Genomic DNA, 21,593 nt, shown 5'->3' on the forward strand with positions numbered 1-21,593 from the left:
CCGCGCTGTGCGCCAGCACAGCGCCACGCCCAACTGTGACGCCCATTTTCAGAATGGGCAGGATCAGGCGGGAGCCGCCCGCTGGCCAGACAGGTTTCCTCCCCGGCCCAAGCGCTGCCGGGGGGGGGGTCAGACCAGCCGCGGCGGCTTCTCCGGGTTGCTGCCGGGGATCTCCGGCTGATACGGTTTGGGCGCCTCGGGCTGCGGCAGGTCGAACCGCAGACCCACGCGCGCAAGACTGGCCGCCACGGGGCTGTCCGCGTCAAAGAAGGCCACGTCCATCGCCCCCGCTTCGATACCGGAAAACGTCAGAGCCTCGCTCGCCGCCTTGGCCAGCGACGGCTGCGCCGCCTCCCGCGCGCCGATGAAGCCCAGAAGATGCCCCTGGCCTCCGCCGTCATATCGCACTCCCACCAGATAGGCGGCCACCGCCAGCCCGGACGCCGTCGCCAGCTTGGCATCCAGCGCCCGCAGCAGCGCCTCGGGCAGCCCGGCAGGCGCGGTGAATTCGCGCACATCACCCTCAAGCTGTTGTGGCACGTGGCCCAGTGTCTGGTGCAGCCAGGCCAGCGCCTCCGCCGGGATAAGGATCGACGAGGGCGCCACCTCCAGGTTCACGCCGAGGCCGATGTCCTGCCCCGCCAGCATCTGCGCCACCACCCGCCCCGACAGCGCCGCATAAGGCACTGCCTGGCCCGCAAATTGCGCCAGCCGCTCCTCGCGGTCAAAGACCAGCACGAACCGGCCCTCGGGTGTTTCGAACAGAGCGGGCGAAATCTGGGTGCCCTCGGCCTCTTCGCTCAGCATCAGGAACAGCTCGGCGTCGGCCAGCCGCTCATAAAAGCGCAGGCGCGCCGCGTCCTCGGCCGGGGCCGCCTGCATCGCCGCATGGGCCAGGTCCAGCGGGGTCTCTTCTGTCATGTCATCAGCTCCTTCACTCGGGCACGCAGAACCGGCAGCAGTTCCGCCTCGAACCAGGGGTTCTTCTTCAGCCACCCGGTATTACGCCAGGACGGGTGCGGCAAGGGAAAGACCTGCGGCGCATGATCCCGCCAGCTGCGCACCACGTCGGTCACCGGCGCCTTGACCCCGAGGTGATAGCGGTGGGCGTGACCGCCGACCAGTACCCGCAGCCCGATCGCGGGCATCTGCGCCATCACCTGATCGTGCCAGGTGCGCCCGCAGACGGCAGGCGGCGGCAGATCCGCCTTTTTCGCGGAGTAGCCGGGAAAGCAGAATGCCATCGGCACCACCGCCACCCGGTCCCGGTCATAGAATTCCGCCTCCGTCAGGCCCAGCCAGCCGCGCAGCCGGTCGCCTGAGGGATCAGTAAAGGGGCGGCCGCTTTCGTGTACCCGTGCCCCTGGCGCCTGGCCTGCAATCAGGATCCGCGCCGAAGAACGAAACCACACCACCGGCCGTGGCGCATGTGCCGTGGCGGTGGCGGCAAAACGTTCGGCACAGATCCGGCAGCCGCGAATCTGCGCCTTCAACATGTCGGCCTGCTGCTCGCGTTCAGTCATCGCCCCCTCCGCCCACGACGCCGCGTCCCGCCGCCACCGCCAATCTTCCACAAAAACTTCACCGCCCTGCCCGCAGGGCCAGAATGGTTAAGACTTTGTTGGTCAATCATGTCACAATTCGACATATTAAAGCCCAAGTCACGGCGTAGGCCGTTAATACTCTTTTGATAAGAAAGAGCCACGGGCCGTTTTGCGCGCCTGTATAACAAGAGGCGGACAGAGCCCCCCCGCGGGCCACACGGGCAGCACCGGACACAACGATGCTAGAGTTTGAAAACGTCAGCAAGTCCTTCTGGACGGGAACCCAGCGCAAGGTGATCCTTGACCGCGTGTCGTTTCGAGTCGAACCAGGAAACTCGCTGGGCGTGCTGGCCCCCAATGGCACCGGCAAGACCACACTGATCAACATGATGGCGGGGCTGGAGAAACCGGATGAGGGCGAAATTCGCCGCGGCTGCAAGATTTCCTTCCCGCTCGGCTTTATGGGCGGTGTCATCAACCGCTTGTCGGCCATGGAAAACAGCCGCTACATTGCCAAGCTTTATGGGCTGGACCCCGACTATGTCGAAGCCTATTGCCGTTGGCTGTGCGGGCTGAAAGAATACTTCGACCAGCCGATCGGCACCTATTCCTCCGGCATGCGGGCCCGGTTCAGCTTTTCGTTGATGCTGGCGCTGGATTTCGACATCTACCTGATCGACGAGGGCATGCCGAGCACCACCGATGTGGAGTTCAACCGCAAGGCGGGCGAGATCCTGCAGGAACGGCTGCAAACCACAACCATCGTCATCGTCTCGCATCAGGCCAAGACGCTGGAGAAATTCGCCCGCTCGGCGGCGGTGCTGTTGCAGGGGCAACTGCATATGTTTGACACTTTGGAAGAAGCGAAGCAGCTCTATGACTACGAAACCCAGAGCTAAGAAATTCCGCATCCGTCGCAGTAGCGGCGCACCGGTGGATGGACCTGCGGCCGAGCAGGCGCAGTCCAGCGGTGCGACCTCCGTCACGCCAGCAGCCGCGCAGGACGCGGCGCGCGCCGCCGCACAGGCCGCGCAGCCCACAAGCCAGTCTCAAGCACAGCCTGCGTCCAAAACACCAACCACCGAGACCAGCACCAACGACGCGCTGGCGGGCATGGTCAGCTCGCCCCGCGAAACAAGCATGGAAACCGACATCGACGCGATCCGCCGCGAAGGGCTGACAGGTCGGCAGCTGCGCCTCGCCCGGCGCATGGCGCAGAAGCACAACCTGTCGCCGACCTCCGATTTCGAAGCGGTCCGAATGCTGCGCGAACGCGGCATCGACCCGTTCCAGCGCGCCAACATGCTGGAGCTGGTAGTCCCACAGAACAAGGCGCAACCCGCAGGCACGCCGTCGGCACCGGGATCCGTGCAGCTGCCGCAGACGGTGCCAACGGGCAAGACCACCCTGCCCTCTACAGAGCTGAGCCCGACAGAGCGGCGCAACCGCGAAATTCAGGAAATTCAGCGCGATATCGCCCGTCGCCGCCGCCGACGCCTGACGCTTCTGCTGGCGCGGCTGGCCTTTTTCGTTTTTCTGCCAACCCTGATCGCCGGCTATTATTTCTATGCGGTGGCGACGCCGATGTATTCCTCCAAGTCGGAGTTCCTGGTGCTGAAGGCCGACAGTGCCGCGGGTGGCATGGGCGGCCTGCTGTCGGGCACCCAATTTGCCACCAGCCAGGATTCGATTGCCGTGCAAAGCTACCTGATGTCCAAGGAAGCGATGCTTCGACTGGACCGCGAGGCCGGGTTCAAGGCGCATTTCACCCAGGATTGGCTGGACCCGATCCAACGGCTGGAAAGCAACCCCACCAACGAAGAGGCCTATGACACCTACACCCGCAACGTGCGGATCGGCTATGACCCGACCGAGGGCGTGGTGCGGATGGAGGTCTCTGCAGCCGACCCGGGTGCCGCGGCAGAATTCTCGCGCAAGCTGATCTCCTACGCCCAGGAGAAGGTGAACAACCTGTCGCAACAAAAACGCGCTGACCAGATGTCCGAGGCCGAAGCCGCCCTGCAAGACGCCCAGCGCGAGCGCCGCGCCGCGCAGGAACGGCTGGTGCGTTTGCAGCAACGGGGCTCTGTTCTGGATCCCGAAGGGGTGGTTGCCTCCCTGCGCCAGCAGATCAGCACCTTTGAAATCCAGCTGGAGGAAAAGCGGCTGGAGCTGGCCGCGTTGCAGGACAACACCCGCCCGAACCGGGCCAAGGTTTCTGGTGCGGAGGCCGACATCCGGCGGCTGGAAGCGGTGATCGAGAGTCTCAACAACCGCATGGTCGACGCCTCTGCGGGCGAAAACTCGTTGGCCAACCTGCGCATCCAGATCCAGATGGCCCAGGCCGACCTCGCCACCCGGGACCTGATGCTGCAATCGGCCTTGCAGCAGGTGGAGACCACCCGGCTGGAGGCCAACCGCCAGGTCCGTTATCTGACCACCGCGGTGGAGCCGGTTCCCAGTCAGGAACCCGCCTATCCACGCAAGTTCGAGAATACCGTTTTGGCATTTCTGATCTTTTCCGGTATCTACCTGATGTGTTCGCTGACCGCTTCCATCCTGCGGGAACAGGTCTCCTCCTAACGCTATCGGGCTAACGCCATCGGGTACCCATGAAGAAAATCGACATCGCCGGCCTCACCATCGGCAATGATTGTCCGCTGACCATCATTGCCGGCCCCTGCCAACTGGAAACCGCCGATCACGCCCGGATGATCGCGGGTAAAATGAAAGAGGCCTGCGACAAGGCTGGCGCGCAATTCGTCTTCAAGGCCTCTTATGACAAGGCCAACCGCACATCGCTGTCCGGCGTGCGCGGGCTGGGCATCGACGAGGGGCTGAAGGTTCTGGACGGGCTGCGCCGCGACTTTGGCGTGCCGGTGCTGACCGATGTGCACACAGAGGCGCAATGCGCCGTGGCCGCCGAAGCCGTCGACATCCTGCAGATCCCCGCCTTCCTGTGCCGCCAGACCGACATGCTGCTGGCCGCAGGCCGCACCGGCAAAGCCGTGAACATCAAGAAGGGCCAGTTCCTGGCGCCCTGGGACATGGCCAATGTGGTTGCCAAGGTGGAAAGCACCGGCAACGACAAGATCCTGCTGACCGAGCGCGGCACCTCCTTTGGCTACAACACGCTGGTCACCGACATGCGGGGCCTGCCGCAGATGGCGCAGGGCGGCTACCCGGTGGTGATGGACGCCACCCATTCGGTTCAGCAGCCGGGCGGTCAGGGCGGCTCCTCCGGCGGGCAGCGCGAATTTGCGCCGCTGATGGCGCGGGCGGCGGTCTCGCTGGGCATCTCGGCCGTATTCATCGAAACCCATCAGGACCCTGACAACGCGCCGTCGGACGGGCCAAACATGATCTACCTCGACCAGATGCCGCAATTGATTGATTCATTGATGCGTTTTGATGCGCTGGCCAAGGCCGACCCGATCCGTATTTGAATGAGAGATTGAAAGAGTATTTTGAGATGAACAAACCCCTCTCCGAAGTAACCCCGAACACGTGGAGCTTTCTGCGTGACGCGATGATCGCCCCCACGGGTTTTCGCGAATATGACGCGCGCTGGCAGTACCCGGAGGCGATCAACCTGCCCGGCATCACCGCCCTGGGACTGGGTCTTGGCACCCAGATGCGCCGCCGCGGCATCGATCCGGTGATCGCCGTCGGCAACGACTACCGCGACTATTCGCTGTCGATCAAAAATGCGTTGATCCTCGGGCTGATGCAGGCGGGCATTCAGGTCAAGGACATCGGCCCGGCGCTGTCGCCGATGGCCTACTTCGCCCAGTTCCATCTGGATGTGCCCGCAGTTGCCATGGTCACGGCCAGCCACAACCCCAACGGCTGGACCGGCGTCAAGATGGGCTTCGAGCGCCCCCTCACGCACGGTCCCGACGAGATGGCAGAGCTGCGCGACATCGTGCTGAACGGCGAAGGCCAGTCCGTACCGGGCGGCTCGTACGAGTTCGTGGACGGCGTGAAGGAAGCCTATATCGACGATCTGGTGGGCGATTTCAAAATGTCGCGTCCGCTGAAAGTCGTCTGCGCCACCGGCAACGGCACCGCCGCCGCCTTTGCGCCGGAGATCTTTGAGCGCATCGGGGTGGAGGTGGTCGATAGCCACAACCGGCTGGACTACACCTTCCCCAACTACAACCCGAACCCCGAAGCGATGGAAATGCTGCACGACATGGCGGCCAGCGTAAAAGCCTCGGGCGCCGATCTGGCGCTTGGGTTTGACGGCGACGGCGACCGCTGCGGCGTGGTCGACGACGAGGGCGAGGAGATCTTTGCCGACAAGGTGGGCGTAATCATGGCGCGGGATCTCTCGAAGCTCTATCCGAATTCGACCTTTGTGGCGGATGTGAAATCCACCGGTCTGTTTGCCAGCGACCCCGAGCTGCAGAAGAACGGTGTGACGGCGGATTACTGGAAAACCGGCCACAGCCACATGAAACGGCGGGTGAAGGAAATTGGTGCTCTGGCAGGGTTTGAAAAATCCGGCCACTACTTCCTGGCCGAACCCGTTGGTCGCGGCTACGACTGCGGCATGCGCGTCGCCGTCGAGGTTTGCAAGATGCTGGACCGCAACCCGGATCAGTCGATGTCCGACCTGCGCAAGGCGTTGCCCAAGACCTGGGCCACCCCGACCATGTCGCCCTTTTGCGCCGACACCGAGAAATACCAGGTGCTGGAGCGGCTGGTGCAGAAACTGGTGGCCAAGCGTGACGCGGGCGAGCAGCTGGCAGGCCGCGCCATCAAGGAGGTCGTCACGGTTAACGGCGCGCGTGTGATCCTGGACAACGGTTCCTGGGGGTTGGTGCGGGCCTCGTCCAACACGCCAAACCTGGTGGTGGTCTGCGAAAGCTCCGACAGCGAGGAAGAGATGCGGGCGATCTTTGCCGACATCGACGCGGTGATCCGCACGGAACCGCAAGTCGGCGATTACGATCAGACCATCTGATCCCGCTGCACGTGAGGGATTTCGCCTGCTCCGCAGGCGATCCGCGCCCGCCTTCGGCGGGCGCTTTTCTTTTGGCGGTGACGCGATCCAAGGTCAGGTCTGCCCTTGGATGCGCCATGTCCAGTGTACGCCACCTGCGTCCGCGTCAAGGACACGTCGTGCGTCCGCCCCGGAGGCCTACGGACTTCCTTGACCCGGACCCAGGTTGAGGGATTTAGTCGCCGCCCAGAAGCTTCAACAGCTGGTCGCGGGCTTCCTGTTCGATGCGCTGCTTCAAAACATCATTGATGTCCTGTTCCGGGGTTATGTCCGTGTCCAGCTCTTCGCTCAACTTCTCACGCAGCCTGTCCTTGGCTTCCTGCTCGATCTCGTCGATCCTCGGTTGCAGCGCCTGTTCGAACTCGGGGCGGATCTTGGGATCGTCCCAGCTGCCGCGGACGCGCACCGGGATAGACAGCACCTGATCGCTACCCGCCCGTGCCAGCTGCGGTGTGAACAGGTAATCCAGATCGCGCGCGCCAAGGCCGATGCGGCCCTTGCCCTCCGCCCGGAACCGCTTGAGCAGCACCAGAAGATCCTCATTGCTCAGACTGCCGTCCGTGATCTCATAGCTGGCAGACAGCTGGTCAAACACGGTGCTGCCACCATTGCCACCCGAGCGCATCAGCTCCTCCAGATCGAAACCCGTGAAGAAGCCCTTGCCCATCTCCAGCCAGCCCTTGCCGCTGAGAGAGCGCATGATCGCTTCAACCGAAGTGCCCGATCCGAGGAACTCCAGCCCGCCCAGTGCGCCGCCGTTGAGACGCGTATAGTCTGCGGTTTCGCCCAGGGCCCGTTCCAGGCGGATGTCGTCGAATGTCAGCTTGCCGCCCACCGACAGCCCGTTTCGGTTGTTGGCAACCAACTGCCCCTGCACCTGGCCGCCAAACATCGCCGCGGGCAGGAATTTCAGCACCGCCCGGCTGCGTTCAAGGGTCAGGTTTAGCTGGCTTGCATCTAGTTTGACACTGCCAGTGTCGAGACTGTCAAAGGTCAGGTCCACCACCGCATCAGCCAGCCCCAACACCGAAGCGTCAATCGGATCCGTCGGCCAGCCGTCCGCTGCCGCCCCGCTGGCGTCGCCTGCATCCGCGCCGGTGTTGCCACCTGCCCGAGCCAGAGCAGAGACGTCCAATGCGCCGCCCTGTAGCTGGGCCGTGATGCTGGGGCGGTCTGCAAACGTCACATCGGCGGCGCCGGTCAGCCGGTTGTCCCCCATCGCCACCGCCAGATCACGCAGCGAGAGCCGCCCGTCGGCGGTGTAGGTTGCATCCGCAGCCAGGACCGCCCCTTGCGCCAGTGACGGCGGCAATTCCACCCCCAGTGCCGCGGCCGCCTGGGCGGCATTGTCGGCGGCAACGGTCAGGCGGCCGTCGGCCTCGCCGCGCAGCCCCGCGTGGCCATCAAACCGCGCCTTGCCCTCTGCCACGGCCACTGTCGCCCCGACCGAGGCTACGGCGCCGGACAGGAACGCGCCAAAGGTGCCGATCTCGGCCTCCAGTGCAACCGGCTCGCCCGCCGGGCGCAGGGTGGCTTGCACGGAGGCCGGACCCGTCGGATCTGGCCAGCGCAGCGCGAGGTCGGCATTGGCGAACTCGACCACCGGCTTCCCATGCGCGGCGTAGCGCAGCGAGGCGCCGGTCAGCTCCACCGCCTCGATGCGAAGCGGCAGGCTGGCCGACGTGTCGGCCCCATCGGAGGTGGCAGGAGGCGGGGTGTCTCCGCGCCCAAAATCCCAATTGCCGGTACCATCCGCGCGGGTGGCGAGGTTCAGATGCGGCAGGATCGCCGACACTTCGGTCACGCGGACGTCGCCCTGCAACAGCGCCGCGGCATCGACGCCGATGGTCAGCCGCTCAGCCCGCAACAGCGGTTCTGGCCCGGCCCAATCGGCGTTGGACAGGGTCACCGCATCCGCCTTGACCCCAAGCACAGGCCAGAAGCTGAGCCGCACCGGGCCACCAAAATCCAGCTTGCGACCGGACTGGCTCTCCAGCTGGTCCGCTGCCAGTCGGGCGATCTTCTCTCCCGGCAACAGCAAAAGCAGCCCCGCCAGCAGCGCCACGGTCAGCACCAGTGCCGACACAACCCGAATTATCAGCTTCATCCGCCCACTCCTCCTGCCCGGCCCGCCGCGTTCCGGGGGCTTTTCGCCAGATTACCCGGTGGGCGCGGCGGTGCAATGACAGAAGGTGGCAGGGCGGCCCGCCTACCGGATGAGGCCGAACTGCTTGGTCATTCTTCCGGCGCTTCGCGCAGATAGGCCAGAAGATCGCGGTTGCGGCAAAAATCCGGCGCCGCGTCGGCCGGATCTGCAGCACGGTCAGGGATCGACGCGGCCGAGAGCCATGTCTCGCAGCCCCTGATATTGCCGCAGCGGCGGCAGCGCAGAACGGCTTCGGCGATTTCCTCGAACTGGAACGCGCCCGAGACCGCCTGTTCCTCCAGGTCCAACCCCACTGCACAGGCCATCCGGTCGAACAGCTCTGCATGGTGTTTCAGCGTGTCGTGGGTGGTCATGTCGCAATCCCCGAAATCATCTATTTCGGGTGCAGCATAGTGCGGGCATGTTGCTGCGACCTTGATTCAGGTCAAGGGTGGAGCGGAGCCAGCCCGCGGGGCAAGGCTGCTCCCGCAGCGCTAGCCCAGCTGCGTCAGATATGCGCGCACCGCATCCTGCACCCGGCGAAACCGGTCACCGCCCAGTTTCTTGCCGCCATACCATCGGGTGACGATAATGACGTGATCGTTCAGTTGCTCCCGCTCCATCATGCGCAGGATCACCATGCCCGCGCCACTTTCGCCGTCGTCAGATTTGAGCGCGCCGGTTGGCAGCATCGCCGCCCAGGTATTGTGGGTGGCCTTGGCATAGGCGCGGTCGGCTTTCAGCGCTGCCAAAATAGCGTCGATTTCCGCGCGCGAACTCACCTTGGCGCCGCTCACCGCATAGCGGGATCCGCGATCACTCAGCACCACGCCCAGCCGGGTTACGGTCGGCGCGTCTGCATCCTTTGCCGTCATTCTCAGTTCAGCCCGTGGCGCTGGATGGTGGCTTGGACCACCTGCACCCGGTCCGGGTTTGGCGGATGGGTTCCCAGAAACCGGTCGCCCGGATCCGGCAATCGGCTGAAGAACCGCACCCCAACGCTGGGGCGGTAGCCCGCGGCATGGGTGATCAGCGTGCCCAGCTCATCCGCCTCAAGCTCGTAATCCTTCGAATAGGTCCGCGCCCCGACAAAGCCGCCGAGATCCCGCGCGGTCGCAACAGCCGCATCGCCGCCGCCTACCAGCGTGGTCAGCAAGCCCGCGCCGGCGCCGACCAGCACCGAGGTCTGCGCCTGTCGTGTGAGGTGCCCGCGAATATGGTGAGCCGCCTCATGCGACATGACAAAGGCCAGCTCATCCTCATTGGCCAGTTCGGTCAGCATCCGCCGGGTAAAGGTGATCAGCGGTCGCCCGTTGCGATCCTGGCTTTGATAGGCATTGGCTGGCGCGTTCGGGTTCGGATCAATGCGGATCAGGAAATCGCAGTTCATCCCCTGGGTGCGCTGGCGGCATTCCCTTTCGGCCACGGGCTCTACCCGACGGGTGACCGTGGCAAAAGCGGCCTGCGCCTGCGCGGCGCTCATGCCGTCGGCGCGCGACGGCTGGGCCGCGGGTTGTGGCACGGGTTGCCTTACCGGGCCCGGGCCGGTGGACAGGGTGCAGGCGCTGACCGACACGGCCAGCAGGCTTGACAACAGGCAGGGAAACAGGCGCATTTCGGCTCCTCCAGCGGTTCGCGCCACCCTATCGCAGCTGCCGCGCGCACCGCAATCGCCGGGCGGCAAAAGTTCGCCGAACGGGCCGGGTGATCCGCTGTGATGTGAAGGCCTTGCCAGATTGGGGGCCGTAGGGCAGGCTCGGGGCATGTTTACTATCGAGCATGAATTCGACTCCACCGTCATTACGCTGGTCGACGAGAACAACATCCCCTTGGCCGAGGATGTGACGATCAATTCCTTTTCCGAATGCGTCACCGTCGAACAGTATGATCCGCGCACCGACAGCGTGCAAAAGATCACCTTGTCGCACGTCCAAGTGCGCGATCTGGCGGCAGCGCTGGATCTGCCCGAAGGCGTATACCGCCTGGTGCCGGACGACGACTGACCAAGGCCTGGCCTCTCAGACCCGTGGACCGGTGTAGACGAACAGCTTGTCCCGCGCTGCGGCGCCGCGGCGCAGCTCCAGATTGGACGGCGCCGTGCCCATGGCCAGCGCCAGCAAACCGCGGATGGCCTCGGTGGCTTTGCCATCTTCGGGCGGTACCGTGACCATGACCCGCAGCCCGCCATCCGCCTGTGCGACGATACCGTTGCGCCCGGCCCGCGGCGTGGCTCGCACCGCGATCTGCTGCCCCGGAACGCACAGCCGGGCCAGGTCCGGCAGATCTCTCTTCTTTGGTTTTCCCATGGCGCGCAACATGCCCCGTGCAACCGCCAAACGCCATAGACATCGCCATCGCAGCCCGTCTATCACCGACGCAGTGCCCCAGCCTTGCCGCGATGCAAGCTGCTGCCCATTGGCAGGCACTCCCGGCCCGCAAGGTCACTTGCCCCTTGAAAATTCCCCACGGCCTGCCGAAATAGACGGCAAGTAATGTAAAAAGGCTTCACATATGTCTGATTTTTCCGCTCCCGCTGCCCGCAACGACGCCGCGCTGGAGTTTCTGCTGACCCGCCGCTCGCGCCCGGCCAAGACCCTGGTGGCCCCGGCCCCTACCCGCGCGCAGCTGCTACCGCTCCTGACCGCCGCCGCCCGCACCCCCGATCACGGCAAGCTGGAGCCGTGGCGCTTCATCGTGGTGGAGCGCCCGGCCATGGCTCGGCTCGCAGCCCTGACAGAGGAAGCAGGCGCACGTCTTGGCAAAAGCCCCGAGGATATCGCCAAGGGGCGCAGTCAGTTCGATCTCGGGCAGCTGGCAGTGGTGGTGGTAGAGGTCCAGACCCCCAGCCCCAAGATCCCCGCGATCGAGCAGAGCTACTCTGCCGGGGCGGTCTGCCTGGCGTTGCTGAACGCGGCGCTGGCTTCAGGCTGGGGCGCCAATTGGCTCAGCGGCTGGGCCAGCCATGACGCGCAATTCTGCGCCGCGGCCTTCGGACTTGAGGCCCATGAACGCGTGGCAGGAATCATCCACATCGCCAGCGAAAGCACCGCCCCGCCAGAACGCCCGCGTCCGGACGTTAAGGCCAAGACAAGCTGGATCAGCGCATGATTTTCGATGCTTTCTTCAAGACGCTCGGCCAGTCCGGCGATCCCCGCTTTCGCCGGGTGCTGTTTATCGGCCTGGGGTTGACCCTTGCCTTGCTGATCGCCGCCTACGCCGGATTTGTGGTTCTGATCCAATGGCTTGTCGGTCCGGAGGCCAGCCTGCCGCTGATCGGCGAGGTGACCTGGCTGGATGACCTGTTGTCTGTCGGCTCGCTATTTGTGATGCTGCTGTTGTCGGTTTTTCTGATGGTGCCGGTGGCCTCTGCGATCACCTCGCTGTTTCTCGAAGAAGTGGCCCAAGCGGTAGAGGACAAGCATTACCCCGCCCTGCCCCCGGCGGCCAAGGTACCGTTCTGGGACGGGGTCAAGGACACTGTGAGCTTCCTCGGACTGCTGGTGGCCGCCAACCTTCTGGCGGTGGTGCTGTACCTGCTGTTTCCGCCCGCGATGCTGTTCATCTTCTGGGGGCTGAACGGTTTCTTGCTGGGGCGGGAGTATTTCACACTCGCCGCGGCCCGCCGCATCGGTACGGCCGAGGCCAAGAAGCTGCGCCGCAGGCATGCCGGCACCATCTGGGTGGCAGGAACGCTGATGGCGATGCCACTGTCGGTGCCGCTCGTGAACCTGGTGATTCCGATCCTGGGGGCTGCCACCTTCACCCATCTCTACCACGCGCTGTCGCGCCGATGAGCCGCCACCGCGCCGCGCGTCAGCGCGGCGCCACGCCCAACGGGCGCGCGGGCATGGCAATGCCCGCCGCCGGGCGGGAGCCTGCCGCGGCCGCAGACCATTTGCGCCGCCGCCGTGTCACTGCCGGGTCACCGCAGCGACCACCCAACTCTGCCGATTATTGTCCGCCGTCCGAGACAGGCGGCATCATGCCCATCCAGTCGAAATCACGCACCGAAATCACGCCAGACAGCACGATGCCGCAGGTCACCGCCCAGATCAGCGCCGCCACTCCGGTGGTGATCCAGGCCTTCTGTTTCAGATAGTGTTTCTCCGGCGCGCCGGCATGGGTGCCGCGCAGCACCGCGCCCTTGTCGCCCTGGGTTTCCAGCCGGATCGGGATCACCACCAGAAAGGTCATGAACCAGATCACCGCATAAAGCACGATCGCTGACGTAATACCCATATCTCCGGCCTCCGGTAATTGCCCGCCCCATGTCGGGGCAGGACGCTCATAGCCTCAAACCTGTTCGAGTTCCACCAGGCAGCCGTTGAAATCCTTGGGATGAAGGAACAGCACCGGCTTACCATGGGCGCCGATCTTCGGCTCGCCCGATCCCAGCACCCGGGCGCCCTCGGCCTTCAGGTGATCGCGCGCGGCCAGAATGTCCTCCACCTCATAGCAGATGTGGTGAATGCCGCCCGCCGGGTTCTTTTCCAGAAATCCGTTGATCGGCGAGGCCTCCCCCAGCGGATAAAGCAGTTCGATCTTGGTGTTGGGCAGTTCGATGAACACCACGGTCACCCCGTGGTCGGGTTCATCCTGCGGCGCACCAACCTTGGCCCCAAGGGTACTTCGGTACTGGGCGGATGCGGCCTCCAGGTCGGGGACGGCAATGGCTACGTGGTTCAAACGGCCAATCATCAGGTCTGCGCTCCTCTCGCAAGTTCTCTCTTCTGTCCCGGTTATGGAACCATCGCTGCGCCGCGGCAAGTGCGCCATTGCGCACGCCCGGCAGTCACAGACGCGACCGCACGCGCCGTTAACCGGGTGTTAGCCTAGAGTTTCTAGCGTCATGGCATATCCCGCAAGGAGGATAAGTTATGGACGATTCGGAACTGTTTGCAGCCGCTCAACGTATGCCCACTTCACGCCGCCCGCTTTTGGGCCTGACCATATTGGTTGTCGAGGACAGCCGCTTTGCCTGCGAGGCCATGCGCCTTCTGTGCCTGCGCAGCGGTGCCCGCATCCGCCGCGCCGATTGCCTGAAATCGGCGCGACGCCATTTGCAGGTCTACCGCCCTTCGGTGCTGATCGCCGATGTCGGCCTGCCGGACGGCTGCGGATTAGACCTGATCCGGGAACTGACAGCTGCCAGCGCACGGCCCAGCGTGATCCTTGCCACCTCCGGTGATCCGGCGATGGAACAATCCGCCATCGAGGCCGGCGCCGCCGGTTTCCTGGAAAAGCCGATCACCTCGCTGGCCGCTTTCCAGCAAAAGATCCTCTCCGCCCTGCCCGCAAGCGAGCAAAGCCCTGGCCCGCGCAGCCTGACCGATGAGACGGTGGAGCCTGACCTCCTCGCCTTTCGTGATGACATGGCCCATGCGGCTGATGTGCTAAGCATGGGGCAGGAAGAGAAGACCCTGGCGTATGTGGCCCAGTTCCTGGGCGGTGTCGCCCGCAGTGCCGGAGATCGCGCCCTTGCCGACGCGGCCGAACAACTGGCCGAAGCGCGCAGGACGGGCAAGCCGCTGACCCGGAACACGGCGATCGTGGCTGGACTGGTACAAGAGCGCCTGGATCGCAGGGCAGCAATCTGACATGGGCGAGGTGGTCCTGATTGCCCTGACGACATTGGTGATCGTGCTATACGGCCAGACCCGGCTGGAAGCGCGCACCATCCGTCGCAACCGCAGCGCCGCGTCGGATCAGCCGCTGATCCTGCATCCGACCAGATACTGACAGGGCATCTACTGACAGGGCCTTTTCACGGCCACCACCGGCCAGCCATCGCAAGGGCGACCGCATCCCCCTTCCCGCCCAAGGCGTCGACCGGCCATGGACGGCCCGCTGTCCGCGAAATGGTGCAGCCGCAGCAGGCGCCCCCCGTGATGGCGCTCCGTCGTGGACTGGCAGACCAGCCCGCCCGCGCCCGTGCCGTCAAAGCAGCAACCCCGGATCCGCGCCCATCTCCAGCCCCGGAAAGACAACCGTTTCCAGATCATGCCGCGTGGCGCCAGCAGCGCCGTGCAGCAGCCACGCCAGATGGCTGCGCACGTCTGCGGTCGGCATCAAGTCGCGGCGGTCGTAAAGATCCGCTTCTGCCAATCCCGGCCAATGCCCCAGCACCCGCCCGCCGCGCAGCGCACCGCCGGCCAGCAGCATCGCACCGCCCGTGCCGTGATCCGTACCGCCGGTGCCATTCTCGCGCGCAGTTCGGCCGAATTCAGTGACGGCAACCACCGCGGTCTTCTGCCACACCGGAGCCCCGACCCCGTCTCGCAGCGTCAGGACCGTGTCGGACAGCCGCCCCAGCGCCGCCTTCAGGCCCGCAGCCTGGCGGAAATGCGTATCCCATCCATTGATCGAAAAAGCCGCAATCCGGGCATCGCCGCGCAGCTGTTGCGCCGCGTAATCTGCCACCTGCATATGAGCCTTGCCGCGTGGCGCTTGCATCATCGTCATCATCGATGTGTCGTCGCCAGCCGCATCCGCCTCTGCCGCGCCATCGGGGGCGTCCGCAGGGCCAAGTGAAAGATCGCCGCGGGTCAGCTCCAGTGCCTCGTTCAGCGCGGTGTGAAACAGCGGGTCGTCTTCCATCAGCAGCCCGGCCAGCCGTTCGGCTTGCGGGCTCATGACCAAGCCGGCGCCCGGCGCCCATTGCGACACCGGCGCGGCGCCCTCCAGCATCAGCATCCGCTCGTGTCCGATGGCAAAGGCAGTGCGCGCCTCGACGTCCGGCATTTGTTGCAGCATCCGGTTCAGCCAGCCGCCCTCCGCCCCGCCCGGCGCGGCCGTGCCCGCCTCCAGCAGATCCTGACCGTCGAAATGGCTGCGTCGGTCACGATAGGGGGTGGAGACCGCCTGGACAAAGCCCAGTTCGCCGCGTTGCCACAGCGGCAGCAAGGGCGCAAGGCCGGGATGCAGCGCGTAGAACCCGTCCAGATCGGCGGCCCCTGAGGCCGGTCCGCGCGACAGGGTTGTGCGCAGATCGGCCAGGTTGCGGTCGCCATAGGGCTGCACCACGTCCAGCGCGTCCATGCCACCACGAAGAATGATGACCACCAGCCGCGTCTCCCAAGGGGCGGCGGCCAAGCTGACCGGCGTCAGCAACGGGCTGGCGGCCAGCGAGCAGCCAAGGGCGGCGGACCGGGTCAGCAGGGAACGGCGCGACATCTGCATCGAAATCTCCTCGTATCAACGACGCTGAAAGGCCGGGGACGACAGCACCAGCCCTATCGCCTCCGCCCGCGTTTCGGCGGCAGCTGCCGCAAACTGCACCCGCGCATCCGCGTAGCGCCCCAGAGAGGTCGCGGCGAAGTTGCGTGGATCCGGCAACGCCTCGGTCAGCCGCCGCGGCGCCGCCATCGCCCAGCGCAGGCGTGCTGCCAGCGCCGCCGGAGTGATCCAGGCGGCGTCTTCCTCGGGCCAGCCGTCGGGCCCGTTGGAAAAGCCCCAGCGCTGTCCCATTGGCGTCAGCGGCGCCAGCAACACGCGGCGCTGCTGTCCCGGCCGCAATCCGGTAATCTGTACCGCCTCCAGCCCGAGCGCGCGGCAGGCAGAGGCGACGAAATCGAACGGCGGCTTTACGTTGGCCAGCTGCGGCGCCCAGGCCGCGGGATGTTCCAGCAGCGCCTGGTAGACGGCGGCCAGATCGCCATCCGTGGCCTGATAACGGGCGGCGAGATGGCTCACCAGATCCGGGTCTGGCGTATCGGTGGTGAAATGCACCGCCAGTTTCCAACCGATGTGCCGGGCAGTGGCCGGATGGCGCGCCAGATCGCGGAGCGCGTCCACCACCTGCTCCAGCCGCGCCCGACCGCCGCCGTAGGTCTGACCCAGAACCGTTTCGGGGCCGGGCTCGGCCATACGGGGGCGGAACACGAACCGATTGTCACGGGTGAGGCCAAGGCCGGTAAACAGCTCCGCCAACTGGCGCACATCCGCCTGACCATAGGGGCCGTCAACCCCGAGCGTGTGCAGTTCCAAAACCTCGCGTGCGAGGTTCTCGTTCAGGCCACCGCCGCGTTTGCGCTTCTGCGCGGCCGGGCTGCCCGGCCCGGTTGAGCGGTTCTGATCCAGATACTGCAGCATCAAGGGGCTTGTGACAGCTGCGATCAGCATGTCCTCGAACCGGCCCGCCAGATGTGGCCGGATCACGCTTTCGGCATAGGGCGCCGCCAGCATTCGCGTGGCGGGTGATTTGCCCTGCGCCGTGAAATGATCCGCCCAGAACAGTGCCAGCCGCTCGCGCAGACCGTCACGGGTATGCACCTGCCGCAGCAACCGCTGGCAGTGCCAATGCAACCGGTCTTGCGCATTCTGACGCCGCAGCGCCTTGAACGCCTGTTCGGCCTGTGCCTGCGCGGTCTTGTCCTCGACCCGGCGTCGCTGTCGGTTCAGCCTGCGATACTCCGGCACGCTCGCCGCCGCCTCTTGCAAGCCGCTGATCGGAAAACGTGCGGCCATTTCATCTGGCCCCTGCAGCCGCGTCAGCATCTCCGCAACCGAGCCCGCGGCCGCCACCCTTGGCGACAGCCCACAGCCAAAGCGGATCGCGGCCAGATCGCTGTCAAACTGCATGTCTTCGAAACTCCCCGGCGGAACTGATCTGCGGCAAGACTAGCCGATTGCAAGCTGGCTTTCACAGACCCATTGTCTGTTACACGCAGGCTTCCGCCGGTTCCGTCGCCCAAGCTGTAAAAAAACGCCCGCCACAGGCCATCATGGCGCGAGATGTAAAAAGGCCCGGAACATTGTCCGGGCCTTTGGGGTCTCGCTGTTGCTGGCGCTTACTGCTCCTGCGGGATCACGCGCAGGCCCAGCTCCATCAGCTGATCGCTTTGCGGCTCCGACGGGGCCGACATCATCAGATCTTCGGCGCGCTGGTTCATCGGGAACATGATGACCTCGCGGATGTTGGCCTCATCCGCCAGGAGCATCACCATGCGGTCAATGCCGGCCGCGCAGCCACCGTGCGGCGGTGCGCCGTACTGGAAGGCGTTGACCATGCCGCCAAAGCGCTTCTCGACCTCTTCCTTGCCGTAGCCTGCGATTTCAAAGGCCTTGAACATGATTTCCGGCTTGTGGTTCCGGATCGCGCCCGAGACCAGCTCATAGCCATTGCAGGCCAGGTCATACTGGTAGCCCTTGACCGACAGCGGGTCGGACAGCAGCGCGTCCATGCCGCCCTGCGGCATCGAGAAGGGGTTGTGCTCGAAATCGATCTTGCCGGTTTCCTCATCCTGTTCGTAGATCGGGAAATCCACGATCCAGGCAAAGGCAAAGCGGTCCTTGTCGATCAGGCCCAGTTCCTCGCCGATGACGGTGCGCGCCTTGCCTGCCACGCCTTCGAACGCCTTGGGCTTGCCGCCAAGGAAGAAGGCCGCGTCGCCGACGCCGAGGCCCAGCTGCTGGCGGATCGCCTCGGTGCGCTCTGGCCCGATGTTCTTGGCCAGCGGGCCTGCGGCCTCCAGCCCCTCGCCCTGGTCGCGCCAGAAGATATAGCCCATGCCCGGCAGGCCTTCGGCTTGGGCGAACTTGTTCATCCGGTCGCAGAACTTGCGGCTGCCGCCGGTGGGGGCCGGGATGGCACGGATTTCGGTGCCGTCTTGTTCCAGCAGCTTGGCAAAGATCGCAAAGCCCGAGCCGCGGAAATGCTCGGAGCAGTCCTGCATCTTGATCGGGTTGCGCAGGTCCGGCTTGTCGGTGCCGTACCATTTGGCGGCGTCCTTGTAGGAGATCTGCGGCCATTCATGCGCCGGATCGACCTTGCGGCCCTGCCCGAACTCCTCGAACACGCCCGCCATCACGGGGGCGATGGTGTCGAACACGTCCTGCTGGGTGACAAAGGACATTTCCATGTCGAGCTGGTAGAAGTCGGCGGGCGACCGGTCGGCCCGCGGATCCTCGTCGCGGAAGCAGGGCGCGATCTGGAAGTACTTGTCAAAGCCCGAGACCATCATCAGCTGCTTGAACTGCTGCGGCGCCTGCGGCAGCGCGTAGAACTTGCCGGGATGCAGACGCGACGGCACCAGGAAGTCGCGCGCGCCCTCGGGGCTGGAGGCGGTGATGATCGGGGTCTGGTATTCGTTGAAACCCAGATCCCACATCCGTTTGCGGATCGACTGGATCATGTTCGACCGCAGCACCATGTTCTTCTGCATCTTCTCGCGGCGCAGATCCAGGTAACGGTAGCGCAGGCGGGTTTCTTCCGGGTACTCCTGCTCGCCGAACACCATCAGCGGCAGCTCTTCGGATTTGCCCAGCACCTCGATGTCGCGGATAAAGACCTCGATCTCGCCGGTGGAGATTTTGGGGTTTACCAGGCTCTCGTCGCGGGCCTTCACTTCTCCGTCGATGCGGATGCACCACTCGGAGCGGACTTTCTCGATCTCGGCGAACACGGGGCTGTCCGGATCGGCCATCACCTGGGTCACACCATAGTGGTCGCGCAAGTCGATGAACAAAAGGCCGCCATGGTCGCGGACGCGATGGACCCAGCCCGACAGGCGGACGGTATCACCGACGTTTGATTTGTTCAGTTCGGCGCAGGTGTGGCTGCGGAATGCGTGCATGGGCTGACCTTTCGTGTCTCGGGTCGTCTCTCGGGGCGTCTGTCCGGGTGGACCATCATTCGGGAAATGCGCCTCAGCGGCGCTTAAATTCGTCCGGGCTGGTACACTAGGTTGCGGCTCGCTTGTCAAGCAAACTGGCCGCTTTCAGTGGCGCCAGCCCGCCGTTTTTGCCGCTTGGCGCTTCACCGGGGCGGCTCCCGTCCCCTGCCCGCCCCGCCGCTGGCGCGGCACCGCGGCAGGCGTTGGGCCTGGCGCCCTGCCCCTGGCAGGGCGCGCGTCGCGTTCTGGCGCCACCGCAGCGCGCGCCTGGCGCGCGCTGCCGGGCCCAAGGGCCAGGGGCGACTGGCGCCAGCCAGGGGCCGCGCAGCCGCGGGAGCGCAGCCGGTGTTACACTGCCCCCTGGACCAGCTGGGCCGGGATCAGGCCACGCAGGGAATTGCCCATGTGAACTGCCTGCGCCGACTGAAGGTCAGCCAGCGTCAGCACCGCCTCGCGGCATCGGCCGGTGTCCAGAAGATGCTGGCGCAGCACGCCTGGCAGCAAGCCGCAAGCCAGCTGCGGCGTGCGCATCTGGCCGTCCGCGCCGGTGATAAAGAGATTGGTGATGGTGCCCTCACAGAGCTCCTGGCGGTGGTTCAGAAACAGCAGTTCGTCCACGCCACCGGGCAGGTCTGCGCGGGCGCGGTCATACAGGGCGCGGCGGGTTGTCTTATGGCGCAGCCAGAAATCCTCCGCATCCAGCAGCGCGTCGGCAAGACCCAGCCGCCACACCGTCGGCCGCGCCCCCAAAGGTGTAGTCGCCAGGTCCAGCTGCCCTGCGGCATCCAGTGTCAGCCTGCAACGCAGAGGGGCCTCCCCCGGCACCGCGGACGCCATCGCCTGCGCATGCCGCGCATCGTATGCGATGCCGAAGGCCCGCGCACTGCGCGCCATCCGGTCCAGATGCAGGGCCAGGTGGTGCGCCCCCTCGCCCGGATACCAGCCGAATGTTTCGATCAGGCGGAAAGCGGGATCGTTCCGGATGGTGTCACGCGGGCAAACCGGGCTTTCCATAGGGCTTCCTCATATTCAGACTCTGCCGTGCTGTCCCAGACAACGCCGCCGCCCACGTTCAGCCTGGCGCGCCCCCCCTCCAACATCAGCGTGCGGATTGCCACGTTGAATTCTGACGCACCGTCCGGAGCCGCCCAGCCGATGCTGCCGCAATAGATGTCGCGCGGCCAGGGTTCCAGATCGCTGAGGATCTCCATCGACCGGATCTTGGGTGCGCCGGTGATCGATCCGCAGGGAAACAGCGCTGCAAAAATTTCCGCCAACCCCGCGTCGGGTCGCAGCCTTGCCCGCACAGTCGAGACCATCTGATGCACCGTGGCGTAACTTTCCACTGCAAACAGCTCCGGCACCTGCACTGAACCGGTCTGGGCCACGCGGCTGATGTCATTGCGCAGCAAATCCACGATCATCAAGTTTTCGGCGCGGTTCTTTTCGTCTTGGCGCAGGAAATCCCGGCGGCGTGCGTCCTCAACCGGATCGGCGCTGCGCGGCTGGGTGCCTTTCATCGGGCGGGTCTCGATCATGCCCGCCGCATCGGTGCGAAAGAACAGCTCCGGCGAGCGCGACAAGAGGTCCGGCAGGCCATCCTGCTGCACAAGCACCCCGTGCCCCACCGCCTGTTTTGCTTGCAACACGGCATAGAGCTCCTCAGCGGTTCCATAGGCCTCGGCATCAATCGGGAAGGTCAGGTTGGCCTGATAGATGTCGCCCTTGCCGATGTTGCGGTTTACTTGTTGAAACGCCTCAGAGTAGCACTCATAGTTCCAGCGCGGTGTGATTGCCTCCAATCCCGCTTTTCCCGACCGAGAGGCCGGGCCGTGCCCGGCTCTCCCTGGGCGCTCCGCCCCCACCCAGGCACAGGTGCTTCCCTTAGCGACATGGGCATGCGGCGCCTCATACACTCCGAAACACATCAATGGCAGCCGACGCCGCGCAGGCATCCGCGCCGCCAGCTTTGGCTCCAGCGCGTAGCCCAGCTCATAACTGGCATAACCCGCCAGCCAATGCCCGGCCGCTCGCGCGGCATCCAAAGCGGCCAGCGCGGCAGGCACGTCCGCAGGCCCGTCCGCGCGGATCAGGCGCAGCGGCTGGTCGAAACAGGTACCACCCCCAATCGGGCCGCGATCAAAACGAATCCGCACCGGAATTCACTCCCCGAGTTGCTGGCCCCCACATATAGGCGTTCGCTATGCGAACAAAGGGGGTGGATGCGGCATTTTCCTATCCGTTTCCGATCCCCCTTGAACCTTTCGGCGCGGTGCCTATAA

Annotated in this window: 23 protein-coding genes; 9 read left to right on the top strand and 14 right to left on the bottom strand. The window is 65.2% G+C overall.

Going from position 1 to position 21,593, the window contains the following annotated elements; all coding sequences use genetic code 11:
- Positions 1-129: 129 nt before the first annotated feature.
- Together AC0IPL_RS18870 and AC0IPL_RS18875 are read right to left on the bottom strand one after the other, a co-directional pair.
- Entirely contained in the window at positions 130-921 is a 792-nt protein-coding gene (locus AC0IPL_RS18870; protein WP_474276572.1) for an SseB family protein, read from the bottom strand.
- A complete protein-coding gene (locus AC0IPL_RS18875) occupies positions 918-1,523 on the bottom strand; it encodes a uracil-DNA glycosylase family protein (protein WP_474276575.1) in 606 nt (201 codons plus the stop codon). Before AC0IPL_RS18875 ends, AC0IPL_RS18870 begins: the two co-directional genes overlap by 4 nt.
- 260 nt (positions 1,524-1,783) lie before the next feature.
- Here AC0IPL_RS18875 and AC0IPL_RS18880 point away from each other — a divergent pair, with 260 nt between their 5' ends.
- From AC0IPL_RS18880 to AC0IPL_RS18895, 4 genes are read left to right on the top strand one after another with little or no spacing between them, the layout of a single operon-like run.
- Positions 1,784-2,443: an ABC transporter ATP-binding protein gene (locus AC0IPL_RS18880; RefSeq protein ID WP_474276577.1), complete on the top strand. Its 660-nt coding sequence runs from the start codon at positions 1,784-1,786 to the stop codon at positions 2,441-2,443.
- Complete coding sequence (locus AC0IPL_RS18885; protein ID WP_474276579.1) at positions 2,421-4,127, top strand: KpsE/RkpR family capsule polysaccharide export protein; 1,707 nt, start codon at positions 2,421-2,423, stop codon at positions 4,125-4,127. Before AC0IPL_RS18880 ends, AC0IPL_RS18885 begins: the two co-directional genes overlap by 23 nt.
- Positions 4,128-4,156: 29 nt before the next feature.
- Positions 4,157-4,990: a 3-deoxy-8-phosphooctulonate synthase gene (gene kdsA, locus AC0IPL_RS18890; RefSeq protein WP_474276582.1), complete on the top strand. Its 834-nt coding sequence runs from the start codon at positions 4,157-4,159 to the stop codon at positions 4,988-4,990.
- Between the two features lie 26 nt (positions 4,991-5,016).
- Entirely contained in the window at positions 5,017-6,513 is a 1,497-nt protein-coding gene (locus AC0IPL_RS18895; RefSeq protein WP_474276584.1) for a phosphomannomutase/phosphoglucomutase, read from the top strand.
- A gap of 214 nt (positions 6,514-6,727) precedes the next feature.
- Here the strand turns inward: AC0IPL_RS18895 and AC0IPL_RS18900 are convergent, their stop codons facing one another.
- The 4 genes from AC0IPL_RS18900 to AC0IPL_RS18915 all read right to left on the bottom strand — a co-directional run bounded on the left by AC0IPL_RS18900 (position 6,728) and on the right by AC0IPL_RS18915 (position 10,313).
- A complete protein-coding gene (locus AC0IPL_RS18900; protein WP_474276587.1) occupies positions 6,728-8,659 on the bottom strand; it encodes an AsmA family protein in 1,932 nt (643 codons plus the stop codon).
- Between the two features lie 128 nt (positions 8,660-8,787).
- Positions 8,788-9,072 (bottom strand): DUF6455 family protein, encoded by a 285-nt coding sequence (locus tag AC0IPL_RS18905; RefSeq protein WP_474276589.1) that lies wholly within the window; start codon positions 9,070-9,072, stop codon positions 8,788-8,790.
- A gap of 120 nt (positions 9,073-9,192) precedes the next feature.
- Positions 9,193-9,573, bottom strand: coding sequence for a YigZ family protein (locus AC0IPL_RS18910; RefSeq protein WP_474276591.1), 381 nt, complete (start codon positions 9,571-9,573; stop codon positions 9,193-9,195).
- Positions 9,574-9,575: 2 nt separating this feature from the next.
- Positions 9,576-10,313, bottom strand: a complete 738-nt coding sequence (locus tag AC0IPL_RS18915) for a M48 family metalloprotease (RefSeq protein WP_474276594.1) — start codon at positions 10,311-10,313, stop codon at positions 9,576-9,578.
- Positions 10,314-10,461: 148 nt separating this feature from the next.
- On the opposite strand from AC0IPL_RS18915, the gene AC0IPL_RS18920 reads away from it, so the two are divergent.
- The gene (locus AC0IPL_RS18920) at positions 10,462-10,701 is read left to right on the top strand and encodes a hypothetical protein (RefSeq protein WP_474276596.1); all 240 of its coding nucleotides are present in this window, start codon (positions 10,462-10,464) and stop codon (positions 10,699-10,701) included.
- 15 nt (positions 10,702-10,716) lie between these two features.
- On the opposite strand, the gene AC0IPL_RS18925 is transcribed toward AC0IPL_RS18920, so the two are convergent.
- On the bottom strand, positions 10,717-11,004 hold the full coding sequence (locus AC0IPL_RS18925) for a DUF167 domain-containing protein (RefSeq protein ID WP_474276598.1): 288 nt from the start codon (positions 11,002-11,004) through the stop codon (positions 10,717-10,719).
- Positions 11,005-11,209: 205 nt separating this feature from the next.
- On the opposite strand from AC0IPL_RS18925, the gene AC0IPL_RS18930 reads away from it, so the two are divergent.
- On the top strand, positions 11,210-11,806 hold the full coding sequence (locus AC0IPL_RS18930) for a nitroreductase family protein (RefSeq protein WP_474276601.1): 597 nt from the start codon (positions 11,210-11,212) through the stop codon (positions 11,804-11,806).
- Complete coding sequence (locus AC0IPL_RS18935; protein WP_474276603.1) at positions 11,803-12,492, top strand: EI24 domain-containing protein; 690 nt, start codon at positions 11,803-11,805, stop codon at positions 12,490-12,492. Before AC0IPL_RS18930 ends, AC0IPL_RS18935 begins: the two co-directional genes overlap by 4 nt.
- Before the next feature lie 157 nt (positions 12,493-12,649).
- Here the strand turns inward: AC0IPL_RS18935 and AC0IPL_RS18940 are convergent, their stop codons facing one another.
- Complete coding sequence (locus AC0IPL_RS18940) at positions 12,650-12,937, bottom strand: DUF1467 family protein (protein ID WP_474276605.1); 288 nt, start codon at positions 12,935-12,937, stop codon at positions 12,650-12,652.
- A 54-nt stretch (positions 12,938-12,991) separates the two neighbouring features.
- Positions 12,992-13,396: a methylmalonyl-CoA epimerase gene (mce, locus tag AC0IPL_RS18945; protein WP_474276607.1), complete on the bottom strand. Its 405-nt coding sequence runs from the start codon at positions 13,394-13,396 to the stop codon at positions 12,992-12,994.
- Positions 13,397-13,575: 179 nt separating this feature from the next.
- Here mce and AC0IPL_RS18950 point away from each other — a divergent pair, with 179 nt between their 5' ends.
- Complete coding sequence (locus tag AC0IPL_RS18950) at positions 13,576-14,295, top strand: response regulator (protein WP_474276609.1); 720 nt, start codon at positions 13,576-13,578, stop codon at positions 14,293-14,295.
- A gap of 1 nt (position 14,296) precedes the next feature.
- Positions 14,297-14,437: a hypothetical protein gene (locus AC0IPL_RS18955; RefSeq protein WP_474276611.1), complete on the top strand. Its 141-nt coding sequence runs from the start codon at positions 14,297-14,299 to the stop codon at positions 14,435-14,437.
- Positions 14,438-14,635: 198 nt separating this feature from the next.
- On the opposite strand, the gene AC0IPL_RS18960 is transcribed toward AC0IPL_RS18955, so the two are convergent.
- From AC0IPL_RS18960 to AC0IPL_RS18980, 5 genes are all read right to left on the bottom strand, one after another.
- A complete protein-coding gene (locus tag AC0IPL_RS18960) occupies positions 14,636-15,877 on the bottom strand; it encodes a DUF1501 domain-containing protein (protein ID WP_474276613.1) in 1,242 nt (413 codons plus the stop codon).
- A gap of 15 nt (positions 15,878-15,892) precedes the next feature.
- On the bottom strand, positions 15,893-17,278 hold the full coding sequence (locus AC0IPL_RS18965) for a DUF1800 domain-containing protein (RefSeq protein ID WP_474276616.1): 1,386 nt from the start codon (positions 17,276-17,278) through the stop codon (positions 15,893-15,895).
- A 209-nt stretch (positions 17,279-17,487) separates the two neighbouring features.
- Entirely contained in the window at positions 17,488-19,272 is a 1,785-nt protein-coding gene (gene aspS, locus AC0IPL_RS18970) for an aspartate--tRNA ligase (RefSeq protein WP_474276619.1), read from the bottom strand.
- Positions 19,273-19,659: 387 nt separating this feature from the next.
- A complete protein-coding gene (locus AC0IPL_RS18975; RefSeq protein WP_474276621.1) occupies positions 19,660-20,325 on the bottom strand; it encodes an aminotransferase class IV family protein in 666 nt (221 codons plus the stop codon).
- Positions 20,268-21,467, bottom strand: a complete 1,200-nt coding sequence (locus AC0IPL_RS18980) for an aminodeoxychorismate synthase component I (protein WP_474276623.1) — start codon at positions 21,465-21,467, stop codon at positions 20,268-20,270. The genes AC0IPL_RS18975 and AC0IPL_RS18980 overlap by 58 nt, the downstream gene beginning before the upstream one ends.
- Between the last annotated feature and the right edge of the window lie 126 nt (positions 21,468-21,593).

This window comes from Leisingera sp. SA32, from assembly GCF_056033425.1.

Coding starts and splice junctions, on each gene's coding strand:
- AC0IPL_RS18965 (WP_474276616.1), bottom strand. CDS start 17,278: ATGCAGTTTGACAGCGATCTGGCCGCGATCCGCTTTGGCTGTGGGCTG.
- AC0IPL_RS18955 (WP_474276611.1), top strand. CDS start 14,297: ATGGGCGAGGTGGTCCTGATTGCCCTGACGACATTGGTGATCGTGCTA.
- AC0IPL_RS18870 (WP_474276572.1), bottom strand. CDS start 921: ATGACAGAAGAGACCCCGCTGGACCTGGCCCATGCGGCGATGCAGGCG.
- aspS (WP_474276619.1), bottom strand. CDS start 19,272: ATGCACGCATTCCGCAGCCACACCTGCGCCGAACTGAACAAATCAAAC.
- AC0IPL_RS18900 (WP_474276587.1), bottom strand. CDS start 8,659: ATGAAGCTGATAATTCGGGTTGTGTCGGCACTGGTGCTGACCGTGGCG.
- AC0IPL_RS18905 (WP_474276589.1), bottom strand. CDS start 9,072: ATGACCACCCACGACACGCTGAAACACCATGCAGAGCTGTTCGACCGG.
- AC0IPL_RS18930 (WP_474276601.1), top strand. CDS start 11,210: ATGTCTGATTTTTCCGCTCCCGCTGCCCGCAACGACGCCGCGCTGGAG.
- AC0IPL_RS18915 (WP_474276594.1), bottom strand. CDS start 10,313: ATGCGCCTGTTTCCCTGCCTGTTGTCAAGCCTGCTGGCCGTGTCGGTC.
- AC0IPL_RS18920 (WP_474276596.1), top strand. CDS start 10,462: ATGTTTACTATCGAGCATGAATTCGACTCCACCGTCATTACGCTGGTC.
- AC0IPL_RS18895 (WP_474276584.1), top strand. CDS start 5,017: ATGAACAAACCCCTCTCCGAAGTAACCCCGAACACGTGGAGCTTTCTG.
- AC0IPL_RS18960 (WP_474276613.1), bottom strand. CDS start 15,877: ATGCAGATGTCGCGCCGTTCCCTGCTGACCCGGTCCGCCGCCCTTGGC.
- AC0IPL_RS18925 (WP_474276598.1), bottom strand. CDS start 11,004: ATGGGAAAACCAAAGAAGAGAGATCTGCCGGACCTGGCCCGGCTGTGC.
- AC0IPL_RS18910 (WP_474276591.1), bottom strand. CDS start 9,573: ATGACGGCAAAGGATGCAGACGCGCCGACCGTAACCCGGCTGGGCGTG.
- AC0IPL_RS18885 (WP_474276579.1), top strand. CDS start 2,421: ATGACTACGAAACCCAGAGCTAAGAAATTCCGCATCCGTCGCAGTAGC.
- AC0IPL_RS18940 (WP_474276605.1), bottom strand. CDS start 12,937: ATGGGTATTACGTCAGCGATCGTGCTTTATGCGGTGATCTGGTTCATG.
- AC0IPL_RS18880 (WP_474276577.1), top strand. CDS start 1,784: ATGCTAGAGTTTGAAAACGTCAGCAAGTCCTTCTGGACGGGAACCCAG.
- mce (WP_474276607.1), bottom strand. CDS start 13,396: ATGATTGGCCGTTTGAACCACGTAGCCATTGCCGTCCCCGACCTGGAG.
- AC0IPL_RS18875 (WP_474276575.1), bottom strand. CDS start 1,523: ATGACTGAACGCGAGCAGCAGGCCGACATGTTGAAGGCGCAGATTCGC.
- kdsA (WP_474276582.1), top strand. CDS start 4,157: ATGAAGAAAATCGACATCGCCGGCCTCACCATCGGCAATGATTGTCCG.
- AC0IPL_RS18950 (WP_474276609.1), top strand. CDS start 13,576: ATGGACGATTCGGAACTGTTTGCAGCCGCTCAACGTATGCCCACTTCA.
- AC0IPL_RS18935 (WP_474276603.1), top strand. CDS start 11,803: ATGATTTTCGATGCTTTCTTCAAGACGCTCGGCCAGTCCGGCGATCCC.
- AC0IPL_RS18975 (WP_474276621.1), bottom strand. CDS start 20,325: ATGGAAAGCCCGGTTTGCCCGCGTGACACCATCCGGAACGATCCCGCT.